The 19030-nt window shown below is 41.9% G+C and carries 16 protein-coding genes and 1 tRNA gene; 7 read left to right on the top strand and 10 right to left on the bottom strand.

Annotation, left to right across the window (positions count from 1 at the left end):
- Positions 1-68: 68 nt before the first annotated feature.
- The 3 genes from DABAL43B_RS09145 to tsaA all read right to left on the bottom strand — a co-directional run bounded on the left by DABAL43B_RS09145 (position 69) and on the right by tsaA (position 3785).
- Complete coding sequence (locus DABAL43B_RS09145; RefSeq protein ID WP_079692083.1) at positions 69-857, bottom strand: TatD family hydrolase; 789 nt, start codon at positions 855-857, stop codon at positions 69-71.
- A gap of 149 nt (positions 858-1006) precedes the next feature.
- Entirely contained in the window at positions 1007-2794 is a 1788-nt protein-coding gene (locus DABAL43B_RS09150; RefSeq protein ID WP_079692084.1) for a GspE/PulE family protein, read from the bottom strand.
- A 58-nt stretch (positions 2795-2852) separates the two neighbouring features.
- On the bottom strand, positions 2853-3785 hold the full coding sequence (gene tsaA / locus DABAL43B_RS09155; protein ID WP_079692085.1) for a tRNA (N6-threonylcarbamoyladenosine(37)-N6)-methyltransferase TrmO: 933 nt from the start codon (positions 3783-3785) through the stop codon (positions 2853-2855).
- A 426-nt stretch (positions 3786-4211) separates the two neighbouring features.
- On the opposite strand from tsaA, the gene DABAL43B_RS09160 reads away from it, so the two are divergent.
- Both DABAL43B_RS09160 and DABAL43B_RS09165 read left to right on the top strand, forming a co-directional pair.
- Positions 4212-4985, top strand: coding sequence for a ferredoxin--NADP reductase (locus DABAL43B_RS09160; protein WP_079692086.1), 774 nt, complete (start codon positions 4212-4214; stop codon positions 4983-4985).
- A gap of 138 nt (positions 4986-5123) precedes the next feature.
- Positions 5124-5210 (top strand) — tRNA-Leu (locus DABAL43B_RS09165).
- A gap of 232 nt (positions 5211-5442) precedes the next feature.
- Here DABAL43B_RS09165 and DABAL43B_RS09170 read toward each other — a convergent pair.
- The 5 genes from DABAL43B_RS09170 to hppD form a co-directional block, all read right to left on the bottom strand.
- Positions 5443-6147 carry a hypothetical protein gene (locus DABAL43B_RS09170; protein ID WP_079692087.1) on the bottom strand — a complete coding sequence of 235 codons (705 nt, stop codon included), beginning with the start codon at positions 6145-6147 and terminating at the stop codon, positions 5443-5445.
- 327 nt (positions 6148-6474) lie between these two features.
- The gene (gene nhaC, locus DABAL43B_RS09175) at positions 6475-7899 is read right to left on the bottom strand and encodes a Na+/H+ antiporter NhaC (protein WP_079692088.1); all 1425 of its coding nucleotides are present in this window, start codon (positions 7897-7899) and stop codon (positions 6475-6477) included.
- 92 nt (positions 7900-7991) lie between these two features.
- Positions 7992-8333: a 4a-hydroxytetrahydrobiopterin dehydratase gene (locus DABAL43B_RS09180; RefSeq protein WP_079692089.1), complete on the bottom strand. Its 342-nt coding sequence runs from the start codon at positions 8331-8333 to the stop codon at positions 7992-7994.
- A gap of 254 nt (positions 8334-8587) precedes the next feature.
- Entirely contained in the window at positions 8588-9442 is an 855-nt protein-coding gene (gene phhA / locus DABAL43B_RS09185) for a phenylalanine 4-monooxygenase (protein ID WP_079692090.1), read from the bottom strand.
- Between the two features lie 212 nt (positions 9443-9654).
- Positions 9655-10767, bottom strand: coding sequence for a 4-hydroxyphenylpyruvate dioxygenase (hppD, locus tag DABAL43B_RS09190; RefSeq protein WP_079692091.1), 1113 nt, complete (start codon positions 10765-10767; stop codon positions 9655-9657).
- Between the two features lie 160 nt (positions 10768-10927).
- Between hppD and DABAL43B_RS09195 the strand changes: the two genes are divergently transcribed.
- Positions 10928-11881: a LysR family transcriptional regulator gene (locus DABAL43B_RS09195; RefSeq protein ID WP_079693087.1), complete on the top strand. Its 954-nt coding sequence runs from the start codon at positions 10928-10930 to the stop codon at positions 11879-11881.
- A 191-nt stretch (positions 11882-12072) separates the two neighbouring features.
- Positions 12073-13269: an aromatic amino acid transaminase gene (locus DABAL43B_RS09200; RefSeq protein WP_079692092.1), complete on the top strand. Its 1197-nt coding sequence runs from the start codon at positions 12073-12075 to the stop codon at positions 13267-13269.
- 734 nt (positions 13270-14003) lie between these two features.
- Here DABAL43B_RS09200 and DABAL43B_RS09210 read toward each other — a convergent pair.
- On the bottom strand, positions 14004-14981 hold the full coding sequence (locus DABAL43B_RS09210; protein ID WP_079692094.1) for a PAAR domain-containing protein: 978 nt from the start codon (positions 14979-14981) through the stop codon (positions 14004-14006).
- 234 nt (positions 14982-15215) lie between these two features.
- Here DABAL43B_RS09210 and fahA point away from each other — a divergent pair, with 234 nt between their 5' ends.
- Positions 15216-16505, top strand: coding sequence for a fumarylacetoacetase (gene fahA / locus DABAL43B_RS09215; RefSeq protein ID WP_079692095.1), 1290 nt, complete (start codon positions 15216-15218; stop codon positions 16503-16505).
- A gap of 146 nt (positions 16506-16651) precedes the next feature.
- The gene (locus DABAL43B_RS09220) at positions 16652-17227 is read left to right on the top strand and encodes a VOC family protein (RefSeq protein WP_079692096.1); all 576 of its coding nucleotides are present in this window, start codon (positions 16652-16654) and stop codon (positions 17225-17227) included.
- Positions 17228-17316: 89 nt separating this feature from the next.
- Here the strand turns inward: DABAL43B_RS09220 and DABAL43B_RS09225 are convergent, their stop codons facing one another.
- Positions 17317-18201, bottom strand: coding sequence for an IclR family transcriptional regulator (locus DABAL43B_RS09225; RefSeq protein ID WP_079692097.1), 885 nt, complete (start codon positions 18199-18201; stop codon positions 17317-17319).
- 139 nt (positions 18202-18340) lie between these two features.
- Here DABAL43B_RS09225 and maiA point away from each other — a divergent pair, with 139 nt between their 5' ends.
- Positions 18341-18985 (top strand): maleylacetoacetate isomerase, encoded by a 645-nt coding sequence (maiA, locus tag DABAL43B_RS09230; RefSeq protein WP_197684693.1) that lies wholly within the window; start codon positions 18341-18343, stop codon positions 18983-18985.
- Positions 18986-19030 lie beyond the last annotated feature (45 nt).

Raw genomic sequence — 19030 nt, forward strand, 5'->3', positions numbered from 1 at the left:
ACCATTGCATGGCGCATAAAATCGCCACAACTTATAATAAATGACTGAGTGGTCATAGCATAACCATTTTAGTGATACTGTGCTAGTAAATTCTCAAAGTTTTTTGCAGTCAGCGTACCAACCTCCTCCGCACTACAGCCATACATCTCTGCAATACAACTGGCGACGTAGGGTACATAGGCAGGCTCATTAGGTCTGCCACGTTTGGGTACAGGGGCTAAGTAGGGACTGTCGGTTTCGATCAATATTCTGTCTCTAGGCATATTTTTTGCCGCATCTTTGATATTTTGTGCACTTTTAAAGCTAACGATACCTGAGAATGAGATATAAAACCCTAAGTCCAAGGCGCGTTTTGCCGTTTCCCAGTCTTCGGTAAAGCAATGAATAATGCCATGCTCAGCACCTTCTGCTTTTAGAATATCAATCGTATCTTCTTTGGCATCACGCATATGGACGACCAGCGGTTTTTTTAGGCTTTGGCTGGCATGTATATGACGCGCAAGGCTGGCTTGCTGCGCTTTTTTATTTTCCGTTGACCAGTAATAATCTAGCCCCGTCTCCCCTATTGCCCACACATAATCGGCATTAGCAGTTTCTATCAGACGCTCGACCGTCGCTGATTGTAAAACGCTGATGTCTTCACAAGGGTGAATACCGACGCTCATACCGAGATTTAACGTTTCATCGCCATAAGTCTTGACGATATTGGCAATCTCGTCATATTCCGCAAAATCACACATAATCGCCATCGCTCGCGTGACATTGGCTTCTTTCATCGCAGCAATCGCGCCGGACAATTGACCGTCGTACTTGGTTAAATCTAAACGGTTAAGATGACAGTGGCTATCAGTAAACATAAACAATCTCGTTATAGTGGCTTTTTAATAATAGTTTTTTACATGAAATTATTGTGATAAGAAATCAAGTTGGTAATAGTCTTCATTGCTCTAAAGAACGCACTTTTCAAGTAATGTTTAACAAACCTATCTTTAATACAGAATTGCCACTAATGCAGAGGCACTACTCGCATGACCTCTTCCATGGTCGTTAGCCCTTCACTAATGCGCTTTGCACCAGATAAACGCAGTGGCTGTACGCCTTCGCGGTAAGCTTGCTGCTTAAGTACGTCCAAGTTTGCATCAGCAGCGACCAGTTTTTTTAGCTCATTTGATAATGGCATGATCTCGTATAGACCAACGCGACCTTGATAACCCGTATGGCGGCAGTGCTCACAGCCCTGCGCTTTATATATTTGTGCGGGCACGGGCGCGCGCCATGGTTGTACCAATTCCTGCCATTGAATGGCAATCTCACTATCTGCAGTGACATTTACTGCTTGTTTGCAATGCGGGCATAATGTCCGTAACAGTCGCTGCGCCATCACGCCCAATATCGTCGCTGATGTCAAAAACGGCTGAATGCCTAAATCGTGTAGACGCGTGATTGAGCTTGGCGCATCATTGGTATGCAAGGTTGAGAGCACCAAATGCCCCGTTAAGGACGCTTGCACTGCCATATTAGCGGTTTCAGCATCACGAATCTCACCAACCATAATGATATCAGGGTCTTGGCGCATCAAAGAGCGAATACCATCAGCGAAGTGCAAATCCACCCCTGGATTGACCTGCATTTGGTTAAAGGCGGGCTCAATCATCTCAATCGGATCTTCAATCGTACAGACGTTCACCTGCTCAGTCGCCAATTGCTTGAGGGTACTATATAAGGTGGTCGTTTTACCCGAACCCGTCGGGCCTGTCACCAAAATAATGCCATTAGGATGAGCTGTCAGCTCATGCCACGTCTCTAACTGCTTGCCAGACAAGCCAAGCTGCGCAAAGGAGCGTACCAGTACCTCAGGATCAAATACTCGCATGACTAGCTTTTCGCCAAACGCAGTAGGCATAGTAGATAAACGCAGCTCAGTCTCCAATCCTTTTGGTGTGCGCGTTTTTAATCGTCCATCCTGCGGTTTACGTTTTTCGGCGACATTGAGCCGTCCCAAAATTTTGATACGTGCCGTCACCGCCACGATAATCGCCAGTGGCATCTCATAGACACTATGTAGCACCCCATCAATACGAAAGCGAACTTTACCTGTCTCTCGTCGTGGCTCTAGATGAATATCACTGGCGCGCTGCTCAAAGGCATATTGCAACAGCCAATCGACCACCTTAACGATATGTTGGTCATTGGCATCGGGATTGGTATTATCGCCGAGCTGCAATAGTGCTTCGACGTTGGTAATATCAGACGCTGCACGTTTATGAATAGAATTAGCACCAGCAATCGCTTGCGTGACTTGATAAAACTCTTGCCGATAGCGATTGATTTGCTCAGGGTTAATAAATACCGTGCGATAGCTTTTTGACTTAATGAGTTTTTCAATATTGGCGTGCCAGTCGGTATAAAAAGGCTGGTCGGTACCGATAACGACTTCATTAAGCGTCACTTCAATCGGCAAAATATGCTGTGAGCGTGCATATTCAAACGACATCAACTGCGTCACTGCTGGTACATCAACCTTTAACGGGTCAATACGGACAAGCGGCATATCTGCTTTGGCAGCTAACCATTGATTGAGCCATGCCAGCGTCAATTTATCCTCAGGATTATTATCAAGCGCATGACCATTTGGTAAGCCAAACTCACTAATAGTCAGTAGCGGATGCTGCGCCTTATTGCGGCGGCTGGTAATCACTAGATTATAGCCACGTTGATCGATGACTTTATCTGCTAACAATTCATCGAGACACCAACGCAAATCAATCACTATCGAGTACTTTTGAGCAGGCATAATTTTCTTCTTTTATTATTTAAGTCGTTTCAGCGCTGATAGTGTTAGCTGGTATTCCTTATACTTCTATTACTGCCGTTATCTGTAACTCACCCAACGCTATCAGCTGAAAGCTCACATCGATAGACTTATAGCGCATAACAAATGGCGTATTTATCTCCTTACGACGATAAGCAGGACGCGGATCTTGCGCAATTAATGCCTTTATAACGTCAAAATCAGATAGTAATAATTGCTTTTTTGTCTTATCAATGACTGCTGTTACAGTACGCGTATCTTTTTTACTGTCTTTCTTTTCTTCATAACTCTTTTGTTTTTCATTATTATTTTGTTTTTTATTATTGTTTTGTTCTTCGTTATTGGCACTTTGGTCGGCTATGAATTGCAAAAACTGCTCATATGCAGGCTCAGTGATAGTCACAGTCAACAATGCTGGAGCAGTTGGCGCAAAGCCACTTTTTGTATCAGGTACTGCGTCACTATAAGCTACATAGGGCTTGATATCGATAATTGGCGTACCATCTATCATATCAGCACCGCTAATGATAAGTAACACCCGACCTTCTACAATCTCAACAGCTTCAAGCTTAACCACAGATAGTCCGAGCGCTGAGGGGCGATACATACTGCGACTGGCAAATACGCCTATTTTTTGATTGCCGCCCAAGCGTGGCGGTCGCACTTGCGCACGAAAGCTGCTATTGGCTTTATTAAGCTGGCTGTCATCATTAGCCGGCTCGTCTTTCTTTATCTGTTTTTCTTTATTTAGATAGTTATGATGAAACTGCCAACTGATCCAAATATGGCTAAAATCTGCCAAACCAATAAAGGCTGCAGGCGTATTATAAGGCGCAATCATTTCAATCACGCTGGTTAAGGCAACCAAATTTGGCTGTCTCGGTGCGCCAAATTTTTGTGAAAGCGGCGCATGATGGTAGCCGATAATCGGTGACGTATGATGACTCATAAGCGAATCAGTCTGACAATTCATAAATCAAATCCAAAAAAGCGAAACCGTTATTTATACTAAAAAATAAGGGCTATACAAACTAAATTTGGCGAATCATACAAAATAACTCGCTAACGATATTCCATTTTATCATGCTATAGAAAGGCAGCTAGACGGATTTTTATTTTAAAGTTTGTTATGATGAGCAAGAAATTTATTGAGAATGGCTTGCATTCATAAAACAATGACTTCAAATCTTGCTTTTATGGGCGTTACTATCACCTCATAATACTGAATAATAATGTTAAAATAACGGTTGACGCGATAGGCTAAGCCACTAAATAGACTCTACACGCTATTAACTTGAAGCATTTTAAATCTATCATTGAAGATTTTTATTTGATACTTATTTATTTAATAGCTATTTTAATTGACTGATACAGATTATCACTTACTAACGAGGACTTTATGTCAAAACTCCGCACCGAAACGGTTACAGAGGTTCATCATTGGAATGATGCACTATTTAGCATCAAGACCACTCGCGACGATGGGTTACGCTTTCGCAATGGCGAGTTTGCGATGATTGGTTTGGTCGTTGATGGCAAGCCGTTGTTGCGCGCTTACTCGATTGCCAGTCCTAATTATGAAGAACATCTAGAGTTTTTCTCCATTAAAGTGCAAGACGGTCCATTAACGTCGCGTTTGCAACATATCAAAGTCGGCGACGAATTATTGGTCAGTAAAAAACCAACGGGTACTCTCGTATTAGACGATCTATTACCGGGCAAAAACCTCTATATGCTGTCAACTGGTACTGGTGTTGCGCCATTTTTAGCATTAGCACGTGACCCTGAAGTCTACGAGCGTTTTGAAAAGGTAATTTTGGTACATGGTGTGCGCGGTGTCAGTGACTTGGCTTATCGTGATATGTTCGAAAACGAGCTACCGAATGATGAAATCTTTGGTGAAGAGTTCCGTAAAAAATTCATTTACTATCCGACTGTCACTCGCGAAGAATTTAGAAACACCGGGCGTATTACCGACCTAATGAAATCTGGCAAATTTTTTGAAGATATTGGCTTACCACCTATTAATAAAAACGATGATCGTGTCCTCATATGCGGTAGCATGCCTTTTAATGCGGAAGTCTCAGCGATTTTGGATGGCTTTGGTCTGACCGTCTCACCACGTATGGGCGTCCAAGCGGATTATGCGGTTGAGCGTGCCTTCGTTGGTTAAAATATAATTTTTTATGCAAAATATAATAAATAATTCTTGACGCTCAAAAATAGGCTGCTATAATACGCAGCCTATACAGAGTTAACCCTGTAGCCCAATTCGATAATGTTTAGCAGTACAAACTTTATCACCTAACACGCCGGTGTGATGGAATTGGTAGACATGACGGATTCAAAATCCGTTGCCTTTAAAAGCGTGTCGGTTCAAGTCCGACCACCGGTACCATATACGAAACCCTTACAGTCTATAGATTGTGAGGGTTTTTTATTACCTCCTATTTATGATATCTTAAATATGCTTAGAGCAATCATTTAGAACCGTTCAGTTGTTGCCAAAATAGACACCACTAAATTTTAGGTGCAAAAAAAGCCCTACCTAGTAGGTAAGACCTTCTTTAATAAAAAATTGTGTATTAATTACCCTAGATTCAAGCTAACTTAACTCTATATCTATCATACTATTCAGCATCATCTAATATTTTATTAAGCGTTTCCACCATGTCATCATCTATGATGCTGTCTTCTACATAGTCAACTAACTCATGTATGGTCGTCAGATCCATTTCCCGAATACCCAAGCTTACCAGTTGCTCGTTAATAGACGCTAAGCTTTCTGTATCTTCAGGGTTGCCTAATACATGCTCTTCAAATCCATCACTGACAAACCAGTAGATTTTTTCTAACAAACTATTTCTCTTGGTTAACGTAGAATAACTATCCCCATGGATAAACAAATTAAAACGATAAGGCATCTCTACATCATTGATAAAAAAAGTACGCTTACATTCTAGTGTATAGGCTTGTTCCTGTCTGTCTTCAGAGCCTTCGTCCTCTTTATAGTTTTCATCTTCCTCAATCTCTTCTTTTACCAATCCCTCTAATATCTGATAACGCCCCACTTTGACTTTATGATTATAAATAATACAGGAATCAGCGATGGCCTCAAAAATGACCGCACTGACATCTAACGTATAGTCATCAATGTCATAAAAGCTTTTTAAAAAAGGCAAAAACTCTGTGATTTTATCTTCAGGTACTTCGGTAAGAAATTGTTGCTCGTATATCTGAACCATGTCTTCAGGCGAATAAGTATTGGCGGTATTGGTCTCATTTCTGCCAGTAGGCGTCAAGGGTACAAGGTTATATGGGTTATTATTGGTCATTCAGGACTGCCTTTTCATTTAAGTGAGCTTTATTAGATCTTTATCACTACAAAGCTATAGGTTACTGCAAAAGCACAGGTTACTACAAAGCGATAAGAGAGGCTAAATTCACTTTTTTAAGTGTCTTTAGTGCCTCGAAATCTATGAATACATTATCTCTTATTCAGTAACTTTTAGATATATTGTTCACTTTATCAAAAAAAAGAATCACGCTGAATATTAGCGTGATTCTTTTTAAAATACTTCAAGCACAATGAGTTAATTTCTTATGATGACTTTTTATAGTGAGGAAACTATAAAACCTACTGAACTATTTAGCCATACCTCTTAACTAACAGCTTGTTTCGCTTCATGCTTGCGAACACTCGTTCCATCTTTGCGACTGATCGTTATTCCTGTAAAGCCAAACAATATCGTTAATAGTAGCGATAGATAACAAAAGAAAGCGTAAGGTAGATAATCGAGCACTGGTACACCTAATGCCTGACTGATAAATACACCACATACACTCCAAGGTACTAAAGGATTGATAACCGTACCGGCATCTTCAATCGTGCGCGATAAGTTTTTGGGATGCAAATTCAAGCGTTCAAACGTCGGGCGAAAGGCAGTACCTGATAGTAAGATACTTAGATACTGCTCACCGATTAAGACGTTGATACTTAAGGCTGCCATAGCGGCGGCAAAGATAGCACGCCCTGAACTGGTCAGCATATCTCTGATACCTAATAATAGTGCAGGCAAAATACCCAAGGCACGCAATAAACCACCTAAACTCAATGCCAATATCACAATAGTCTGCGTAAAGAACATGCTCTGCATACCACCACGTGAGATCATACCGCCTACTTCGCCCAGCTCCAAGTTTTCGGCAGGCGCATAGCCGCCAAACATGTAATTACCTAACTGTCCGATACTGGGTGTACTGTGCAAATAGGTAATGATTAAAGCGCTAGCAATCGTATAAATGATGGTATAGATGGCATTCACTCGGCATAACGCTAATACAACTAGCACAACAAACGGTAGCACTGAATAACCATGGACTAAGCCGCTATCGACAAGCTGCGACTGTAATAGGGTAACTTGATCTAAATTGCCAGTACCTGTCTGCCCAGAGAAGTACCAAAACAGTCCTGCTGTAATGAGCCACGCGGGCACCGTGGTATACATCATGTTGCGAATATGCTCAAACAAATCAATACCTACGACAGAAGAAGCAAGCGTACAAGTATCTGATAAAGGAGACATTTTATCAGCAAAGAATGCGCCTGAAACGATGGCACCTGCAGCGATAGCGACGTTGGCATCAAAAGCATTACTCATCCCAATAAAGGCCACGCCTATCGTCGCTGCCGTGGTCAAACTACTGCCTAGCGCCACCCCAATAATTGAGGTCAAGACAAAGGCAGAGATATAATAATACTGCGGTGAAATGAGGTCAAAACCATAATACATAATGGTGGGAATAGCGCCCGACATCATGAGAGCGGCGACTAGCAATCCAATAAAAAACAATAAATAGATAGCACCAATACCACTAACGACGCCTGAAGACATTTGCTCCTGCATCTTCTCAAAGCTTAAGCCTTTGAACATACCTAGTGCCAACAACACAGCAATAGCAAGCATTAATGATAGGTGCGGAACCCAGCCAAAGCCGATCATGGTGACACCCATAATCGCAATGACAACGCTAGCAATGATAAAAGCTACCTTAGGAGATAGCTCAGTAAGTACTTGTGGTGGCATAACACATCCTTATGTTGCCATAATATTTTGGCGTTAGGGTTGGCGTTGAGGGTCGTAAGTTTAATGAGTTGCAATACTGATTGCTACGCTCATTAGTTATCCAATAAAGTATCGGTCTTGGCTGCCATAACAAAGTCATTGCGATGCAGTCCTTTAATGCTATGTGACCACCAAGTGACCGTAACCTTGCCCCACTCAACCAATATGCCAGGATGATGCCCTTCTGCTTCAGCGATGTCTGCCAGTTGATTGGCAAATGCCATCGCCGTGACGAAGTTCTTAAATTTATATTGACGTTGTAATTGCTTAATGCCATCAACTTCAATCAATGACCAATCTGGGATTTGTTGTAATAGCTCTTGTGCTTCAGCATCGCTGACCGTTGGTGCGCCAATGCGGCATGCTTCACAGCTGGCTTGTGATAATGTAGTCATTATAATGTCCTTTTTTAACTATTTATTTTTAGTGATTATACGTCCGTGTTTATGCTTTTTTACTACTCTTAAAATAAGTTATAGGCAGTTCTATATAAAATCGATACGATCGTAATAAAGTAAATAGCCACGTGCTACTGTTATAAATTTTTCTTGCTTGCTGTTCGCAAGCGTGACAGAGACTACGAAAAATTTAATCCAGTAGCACTCGTACCGGTTTTAAAATAAATCAACTATATATATTCATTTTTTTATTAAGTGCTTTCGACAGCGTAAGTTGGCTCAAACAACCCTAATGACATGGCTTGTTTGACGACTCCCATGATGTCGCTATCGACAATATCAAATAACGTATCCAAATCATCAATGACATAGTAAATCGGCTGAATATGATCGATACGATAAGCGGTACGTAGTACATCGAGTAAATCAAATGCGCGATGCTCTGGCTGTGCCTGCTGTTGGGTCTCTGCTTGCTGCTCAGAACTGTCATTGAGTGCATAAACGGTTTCAGAAGGTGAGCTTAAGATACCGCCGCCATAAATACGGCGGCTATCTTGCGTCTTTCCAACCAAACCAAACTCGATGGTAAACCAGTAAAGCCGTGCCAAAAACCATCTTTCTTCTTTACTGGCGTTTAGTCCAAGCTTACCGTACGTCTCATTAAAAGTCGCAAACGCAGGATGGGTCAGCATTGGGCAATGACCGACGATTTCATGGAAAATATCAGGCTCTTCGATATAGTCCATGTCATCGAATCGACGAATAAAAGTCGCAACTGGAAAGGATTTATTAGCCAACAGTTTAAAAAACTTACCAAAGCTGATTAATGCAGGGACAGCAGCAGTTTGCCAACCGGTCGTTGCTTGCAAAACTTCGTCAATATCATGTAGTTGCGGAATACGTGCGGGCGATAGATTCAGCTTAGTTAAACCTTCTAGATAAGCTGGGCAGGCACGATTGGGGATTTGTTTGGCTTGACGCGCAAGCAGCGCTTGCCACATGGCATGCTCATCGTCACTATAATGAATATGACCAGTAGCATCTGGCTGATGCGACACGTAAGGTTGCTTTTTATCAGTAGCACTTGTAGATAGTAGGCGTTCCATGCCTATATTCCTTTTATTGCAGATCGTCCATTACCTTTGTAGCAGTAACTTGTCTTGATGACTTTGCTCTACTAACCCTAAATATCATAGTTTATAATCACTATTATAAGCAGGACTATACTAGTAGGTAGCAGGCTAATAAGCACAAGACAAATTCCCTTTGCCTTGCCCATTTATTGCTTTAGAGCCTATTTACAACAACGACTCTAAAACTAAGGCGTTTCAGTTTCTTGCTGACCAACCGTGCCGCGACGTACTTGGTCACGCTCGATTGATTCAAACAATGCTTTGAAATTACCTTCGCCAAAACCATCTTCGTAATCGCCTTTACGTTGGATGAATTCGAAGAATACGGGGCTACCCAAAATGGTTTCAGAGAAAATCTGTAGCAGTAGACGTGGTGCGCCGCCTTCAGTGGTGCCATCTAGCAAGATACCGCGCATCTGTAGCTCAGAGACATTTTCGCCATGGCCCGGTAAGCGCTCATCAAGCATCTGGTAATAAGTCTCATTTGGCGCCGTCATGAGCGGGATACCAGCGGCTTTTAGCTTATCAATGCTGGCAAACAAATCATCACTGGCTAAAGCAATATGTTGAATACCTTCACCATTGAAATGCATCAAATACTCTTCGATTTGTCCACCGCCCTGCTTTGATTCTTCATTTAACGGGATACGGATTTTGCCATCAGGCGCAGTCATCGCTTTACTGGTCAGGCCGGTGTACTCACCTTTGATGTCAAAAAAACGGATTTCACGGAAGTTAAAGATACGCTCGTAAAAGTTTGCCCAATAGGCCATGCGACCACGATAAACGTTATGGGTTAAGTGATCGATAACTTTAAAACCATGGCCAACAGGATGTTTATCAACCTCTGGCAGATATTCAAAGTCGATATCATAGATTGAGTTACCATCAGTAAAACGATCAATCAAATAAATAAGTGAGCCGCCGATACCTTTGATTGCTGGCAACCTAAGTTCCATAACCCCTGTTGGTACATCTACTGGTTGAGCACCATTTTCAATCGCTAACTCGTAAGCCTTTTTAGCATCATGTACGCGAAAGCCCAAGCTACAAGCGCCTGCGCCATGCTCTTCAACGAAGTAGCTGGCTTGACTTTTTGGCTCGCGGTTTAATATGAGGTTGATGTCACCTTGACGAAATAAAGCGACGTCTTTAGATCTGTGGTTGGCTACATGCGCAAAGCCAAGCTGCTTAAACAGTGCTTCGACGGCGTCAGGTTGAGTTGAGGCGAATTCAACAAAATCAAACCCGTTTAGGCCCATTGGGTTTTCAAATAAATCTGCCTTTAACTTTGACATTGTAATCATCCTTAATTTCAATTGGTGGTATAAAAAACGGTAAAAATATAATGCTAAAAAATAGCTTGAATCAATAATTCTTATTGACGATTGATTTATATTAGATTAGCTTGATTTATAAGACTAATTGTTTTTTATGATTTATTTATCAGGTTTACTTATGAATATCAGTATCCGCCAATTGACCGCTTTTATCAAAGTCGCTGACAACGGCAGTTTTACCCGTGCCAGCGACCAGATGCATTTAACCCAATCTGCAGTCAGTGGATTGATCAAAGAGCTCGAATCTAACTTGGGTATTGTGTTATTTGATCGCACCACACGCCAGTTGTCGTTGTCAGTCGTCGGTCATCATTTATTGCCGCAAGCTCGGCGCATTTTGAACGAGATGCAACTGTTTGAAAATGAAGCAAGCAGTTTGACAAACTTGGCGCAAGGTCAGGTAAGATTGGCAGTATCGCAGTTTGCTGCTTCTTCTATGCCAGCGGTCATTGCGCAGTTTGCCAAAGACTATCCAGATATCAGCGTGTCGTTATTAGATTGCTCAGCAGAAAACGTCCTTGAGCATATCCAAAACATTGAAGTGGATTTAGGCGTCGGTACTGAGGTCGGTACTGAAATCGGTACTGAGCTTGAATTTATGGAAACTGAAGATGACATCCGTGCAGACTTGTTATATCAATTACCGTTTTGTGTGGTAATGCCTGATAGCCATGTGTTGGCGCAAAAACATGAAGTCACTTGGCAAGACTTGATTGACATTCCACTCATCACGCTACAAGGCCCTTTTCTTGAAAAATTGACCACTGAGCTGGATGAAAATATCGTCAACCATATTCAGCAGGCGCGTTACAAAGTGAATTTTATGTCGACGGCACTTGAGATGACTCGCCAAGGTTTTGGTATTACTTTGTGTCTGCCCTACATGCCAGAAGTGATAGACTGGGTAAGCGCCAACGGTTTACAGATGCGACCGCTAGCGCAACCTGTCAAAATGCGCCGGTTTTTCATTTATCAACGCTCATCTCGAGCACTTTCACCGGCGAGCATTGCTTTTAAGCATTTTTTGCAGCGCTACTTTGCCACCCACTTTGATGACTTACAGAGCTTTTAAAGCTCATTGTCTAAGCAATCGCTTGATACTGACCATTACAGTTACTATCAAGTTGAAAGGGAATTCAAAAGTTTGTAGGTAAGAAAAAAATGCGTTAATTAATGAGGATAACGGAATCTAACGTTGAGTTAATCACAAAACTGGTTTATGCTTTTTAGCGCCTCAACTCATATCTCTTGTAAGGAAAACAAATGTTTGAACGTATCGATTATTACGCTGGTGATCCAATATTAGGATTAATGGACAAATTTTCAGCAGATAACAACCCAGACAAAGTCAATCTAGGCATTGGTATTTATTATGATGAAAATGGCGTTATGCCTGTACTCGACTGTGTCAAAACGGCTGAGCAGCGCATTGCTGACCCTATTGCGCCTCGTCCATATTTGCCAATGGCAGGCTTACCAGGACACCGTAAAGGTTGCCAAGAGCTACTTTTCGGCAAAGACGCACAGATTTTAAAAGACGGTTTAGTCGCGACTATCGCCACTATTGGTGGTTCTGGTGCGTTAAAAGTCGGTGCAGAATTTATCCACGAATGGTTCCCGCAGTCTAAGTGCTATGTCAGCGACCCGACGTGGGGCAATCATATTGCCATCTTTGAAGGCTCTGATGTCGAAGTGGGTAAATACCCGTACTACGACACCGCTACTGGTGGCATCAGATTTGATGAGATGATTCAGTTTTTTGAAGCTTTAAATAAGAATGATGTGGTCTTGCTGCACCCTTGCTGCCACAATCCAACCGGTCTAGATTTGACCCGCGAGCAGTGGGATCAAGTGCTTAACGTTATTAAAGCGCGCGAGCTGATTCCATTTATGGACATCGCTTACCAAGGCTTTGGCGAAGATATGGACAGCGATGCTTACGCGATTCGTAAAGCCGTCGATATGGGTCTGCCCGTATTTGTCAGTAACTCATTCTCTAAAAACTTATCACTATACGGTGAGCGTGTCGGTGGTCTATCAGTCGTTTGCCCGACAGTTGATGAGACTGAGCGCGTCTTCGGTCAGCTGAACTCGACAGTACGCCGTATCTACTCAAGCCCGCCATCACATGGTGGCCGTGTAGTCGATATCGTCATGAATGACGAGGCGTTACATGAGCAATGGATTAGCGAAGTTTATGCGATGCGTGATCGTATCAAAGCCATGCGTTTGAAGCTAAAGTCTGTGTTAGAGGCCAAAGTTCCTAACCGTAACTTTGACTATATTACTCGTCAAAACGGCATGTTTAGCTTTACCGGACTGACGCCTGAACAAGTCGAACGCCTACAAAGCGAGTTTGGCATCTACATGGTATCCAACTCTCGCATGTGTGTGGCGGGCCTCAACGTCAGTAACATTGACTATGTTGCCAATGCAATGGTAGCCGTCTTAAAAGATTAAAAAATTGATATTCAATTGCTTTAAATAAAAATTGTATTTAAAAAAAGCTGGGCGATTGCTCAGCTTTTTTTGTATAGCATTTCCACCTATAGTCATAAAAAGGCTAATCGTGATAAGCTATGGAACAAGGCGGATATTGCAAACGTACCACAAAGGTGGGCGCACTGCTAGGGAGTGGGTGCTAGCGATACCGCGAATAGAGCTACAACGGCAACAGAGCAAAGGTAGGGTCTTTGAACGATAACGACCTTTGGTTGTTGGATCAGAAATTACTGCTAATATCAGCCCTTTTAACATGACAAAGATTGTCATTATTCCTATAGAGTGATTATGTTTGATGAGTGTATCAGCAAGCGTTCAATCTAAATTAACCCTAGTCTATCCAGCTCAAACATTTATCTCCGTTTCTAATGAGATAAGCTTTAATCTGAAAATTATAATATTTAGCGTATAAATCCGCTGAAGTATTGAATTGATCCTGCTTATAAGTTTCATATCCATGTGTAGTTCCTATTATTGGAACAATATTTTCATCGCTAACGCACCCTCGCTTTATTTCGGGAGTGTAGGGACCACCACTGTAAGTGGCATAAACGTGTAAATCACCCTTCGAAATTGCTTTCAGAGCATCAGCTGTAGGATCTGCACTGTATAGATAATCCAAACTGAATGGTTGTTCTACTTCACTGCTACAAGCCGCTGCTAAGCAAAAAAACAAAAGTGGTATAAGTGATCTAATTACCAAAACCTCCTCCATGTTCTTTGTTTGGATGACGGGCAATAGAGTTTTTATATAATTGTCTCATAATAGTATTTTGATGGACTATTGATAGATGATTATAGAAAAGTTTACCGTGAGTGCTATAGTTTTTTATATGTCCAAGTTCATGTGCAAGAACCTCTGTTAAGTTAGGTTTATAAACACCTTTACCATCCGCACGATCCGCACGTACAAAGTAAGGATCTTTATCCTGCATATTAATCTCTACTTCCATGATAATCTTATCTACTCTTTCTGTTGGTTTCCAAATTTCCCACCGCTTAGGTTCGTTAATAACTTGAGATGTCATTAATGGTATGGTTTTACCAAATACACCATTACCCTTTCCCAAGGTAACGGCAAGAATTCTATCGTCATTCTGTATTACTGATACTATGTATCGACCATGTGAAGTAGATATAATCTCATCAAAAGCCTTTTGTAAGTCTTTATCTCCTCCAAGGTAAAATTTACTTGTATCTAATTTACTTTTACCTGTATTAGGACCTGCCCAAAGTCCACCATCTTTCAATGCTTGTTCAGTAGACACTTCAACCCAAACCAACAAGTCATCATCAGATATTTCTATCTCAGAGCTTTCATCAGAAGCTTTTAAGCTAGAGAATACAGCTTCTGGATCAGATTTAGGAAACTGTATAGGCGCTGGTTGCTCAACCCCCATTACCTCAAAATCAGATTCACAGAACGACTGCTGAACCGCAATAAGCTTAGCACCGCAGCTGGTCACATCTCCTGCACGGGCAATGGGTGCGCCATCCACAATAAATGAGGCGTCCCCTGTCAAAATAGTCGTCACCTTTTTACATTTCTTACAAACGACTTTATCGCCTTTACGCGATATGGGAATACCGTTGTGAGTCGTGTGTGGTGAGCCACTAATCACCTTACCGCCATGAGTTGTCGTCGCGCCTACGGTGATATAAGCTGCCATAGTGTTGTCCTAAACGTACTGTTAATAAAATTCTCAAATTATAGCAATTTTATAAGACATTAGTTCATAAATTATAGGGACGGGTGTACTTAATATTAGTAGTCATTATGAAAAAAAAGACGTTTATGAAAACGCTGCATAAAAACCCTTGCAATCTATACTTTGATAAATTACATTATACGTAAGTAGTTAATCATAACGTAATTCACTATATACTTTAGCAAGGAGCAAACTATGTCAACGATTGACAAAAACCTCACTTCATTTATCGATATCGCTAGCGATTCTGATTTCTCAATTCATAACCTTCCTTATGGCATTTTCAGTGAAAGTACTGACGGCAAGCGCCGCGCTGGTGTTGCTATTGGCGAGCACGTATTAGATTTATCCGTACTCGAAGCAGAAGGTTTGCTGAGCTTAGATGGCGGGTCATATTTTGATCAACCGACTCTAAACGCCTTTATTGATTCTGGTCGAGATAATTGGACTCAGGCACGTAAAACCATTCAAACGCTACTATCGAGTGATGACGATACCCTGCGTGACAATCAAGACTTGCAGAAAAAAGCACTCTTTAAGCAAGCAGACGTCACCATGCATTTGCCGGTTCAAGTACCTGGCTTTACCGATTTCTATTCTTCTAAAGAGCACGCGACCAACGTTGGTACTATGTTTCGTGACCCGAGCAATGCCCTACTACCTAACTGGACTGAGATGCCAGTCGGCTATAACGGACGTGCCAGCACAGTTATCGTTAGCGGTAGTGATGTGATACGCCCCTCTGGTCAGCTAAAACCTAATGCAGATGAACGCCCTATTTTCTCGCCTTGTAAGCGCCTTGATTTTGAGCTCGAAACAGCTTTTATCGTCGGTAAAGGCAACAACATCGGTCAACCGATTGCAGTGGATAATGCTATCGATCATATCTTTGGTATGGTATTACTTAACGATTGGTCAGCCCGTGATATTCAAAAATGGGAATATGTGCCTTTAGGTCCATTTAACGCCAAAACCTTTGCTTCTGAGGTATCGCCTTGGATTGTAACCATGGATGCATTGGCACCGTTCAAGATGCCATGCCCCACGCAAGAGCCAAAACCACTGGCTTATCTCAACGAAAAAGACAGCAATAATAGCTACGACATTAATTTATCAGTAGAGCTATTGCCTGAAAATACTGATGAAGCGACGGTGATTTGTGAAACTAACTTCAAGCATATGTACTGGTCGATGGCGCAGCAGCTGACGCATCATACGATTACTGGCTGTAAAGTAGAAGTTGGCGATATGATGGGTTCAGGTACTATTTCTGGACCAACGCCTGACTCTTATGGCTCAATGTTAGAGATTGCTTGGAATGCTACCAAACCAGTCACCCTTAAAGGCGGCGAGACGCGCAGCTTTATTGAAGATGGCGATACGGTCATTATCAAAGGCTATAGTGAAAAAGAGGGTATCCGTGTCGGCTTTGGCGAAGTACGCGGTAAAGTACTACCTGCTTTAGAATTTGATTTTTCTGAGTAGTTATCAGATTGGTAAAGATTTAAAGCACCGACCCGTTTCATCAATAAAAGCCCAGTCACAGTAAAGCTGAAGTTGAAATTGAAATTGAAATTATATGGCATTTGCTGTGACTGCTTTTTTAATTACCTATCAAAAGGAGTTTGATAATGACCTTTAAAATTGAAAAAATTCATCATGTGGCCTATCGCTGTAAAGACGCTAAAGAAACCGTCGAATGGTATAAAAAACATCTAAACATGGATTTCATCTTGGCATTTGCTGAAGATCATGTACCCTCAACCAAAGCCTTTGACCCCTATATGCACGTGTTTTTAGATGCGGGTAACGGTAATGTGTTGGCATTTTTTGAAGTACCCAATCAACCTGAGATGGGCTTTGACCCGAATACCCCAAATTGGGTACAGCATCTAGCGATGAAAGTAAAAGACCGTGATACTTTAATGGCGGCTAAAAAGCATTTAGAGGAAGGCGGTATTGATGTTATCGGCGTGACCAATCACGGCATCTTCCATTCTATTTACTTCTTCGATCCCAACGGTCATCGTATGGAACTCACCTATGATGATATTACATCAGAAGAAAAGGTATCGATGATTACTGAAGAGATTAAGCAAGATATGCTTGATGAATGGTCGCGTACCAAACGTGCTCCAGCGCATACGCAGTTTTTACATGCCGAAGAGCTTGCTGAAGCAAGAGAAGTTGCACCTGTAGGTGAGTAATACTTTACAGTTTTTTAATAGTTCAGATTACTGCTTATTCAAATTACTGCTTAGATAACAATAGCTAAGACTGTCTTAGCTATTGTTATCTAAGCAATTTGATAGCGTTGAGCGATGGCCAATATTTGCTCAACCACATTACGCTGCTCACTCATCGGCAACTGCTCTGTGGTTCCGATGATAGTAATGGCATACTCTAAGGGCAATTTCTCAAGAGATAAGCCATTATCGATAAAAGCTTGATCAGCGCTGTTAGTGGCAAACTGCGGCAAGATAACTGGAATCGTAATCGCATTAATCCCCATTAACATATCACCAGTCACTGTTGCATAGCCTTGGGTACGAATATTGGTTTGTAGCTGGGTAAATTGCAACCAACGAGACGCTGTTTCATCATCGTTCAATACTTTTGCATTATTAGCTTTACCTTGCCACTCTGCAAGCACCAATGGCTTAATAACGGCATCAGACTGGTAACTGGCAAACAACTGCCCTGTGGCAGAAGTCGTGAGTGGCATCCGTGAGCCAATACGAGTGATGATACTAATCGGGCTATCCGGTTCAACGGACTGGATGATAATTGGACCTTCACTAAACCACTTAGCGATTTGCACGCCACAGTTTAGAGCATCTTTAATAGCATTGGCGACAGCGGTAAGTCGCTCTAACAGATTATTTTGATTGAGCGCTGTATTACCCAAAGCGCCTAAAGCATCAACGCGTTCGCCCAATCCATAACGCCCATCGTCTAGTTGACGAGCATAGCTTTTACGAATCAAGCTCACCAGGTAACGATGGGTTTTGGCAGGATGCATCTGCATGGCTTGAGCAATATCTTTTAGCATCATAGGCGCGTTATAAGCGATAAGAATATCTAATATCGATAGGCCAATTTCAAGTGACTGTACGCCGCCTTGGGGCTTGCTAGAGGTTAAAGTATGATTTGATAGTAAGGCATTATCTGATGATGACATTTTAAAGCTCATTGGTTTAAGCGAATTGGTGTTTGTCTATTAATAACAGCGCTTACGGATTTGACGAATTTCTTATTACGACTGATTATATACATAATGATAAGCGTTTGATACACGCTCAAAATGGAGAATAATAATGATGGAACTTTATAGCTATTTTCGCAGTAGCACCTCTTACCGCACTCGCATTGCTATGAACCTTAAAGGTTTAGAGTATGACTATATTTCAGTTAATTTGGCAGAAGACAAACAGTTGGAGGCGGCATTCAAAGCGGTCAATCCACAAGGTCTAGTGCCCGTCTTACAAGTTGATGACTTACGACTCTATCAAAGCCCAGCTATTTTAGAATGGTTAGAGGAAGTATATCCTAATCATCCATTGTTACCTAAAGATGCGGCTGGTCGTATGCAAGTACGAGCACTCAGCGCTATGATAGGCTGTGATATTCACCCGCTTAATAATCGCCGTATCTTACAATACCTACGCAATGAGCTGACCGTTGGTGAAGATGAAGTCATGGCGTGGTGTAATCGCTGGATTAGTGAAGGTTTTTCCGCATTAGAGAAACGCTTGGCAGAAGATAAAAATCGCGGCAAATTCTGCTATGGCGACAGTCCAACATTTGCAGATTGCTATCTTATTCCACAAGTGTCGTCTGCTCGACGCTTCAAAGTAGACCTCAGTCTTTATCCTAATATCGTCGAGATTGATACGCACTGCCGCGCTCTAAAAGCATTCGCCGATGCTGATCCTATGATGCAACCTGATGCGCCAAGCGTCTAATCTAATCTACAAAAAATAAAGCCTCCAAATTAGGAGGCTATATTA

This window comes from Psychrobacter sp. DAB_AL43B, assembly GCF_900168255.1.
GTDB lineage: Bacteria > Pseudomonadota > Gammaproteobacteria > Pseudomonadales > Moraxellaceae > Psychrobacter.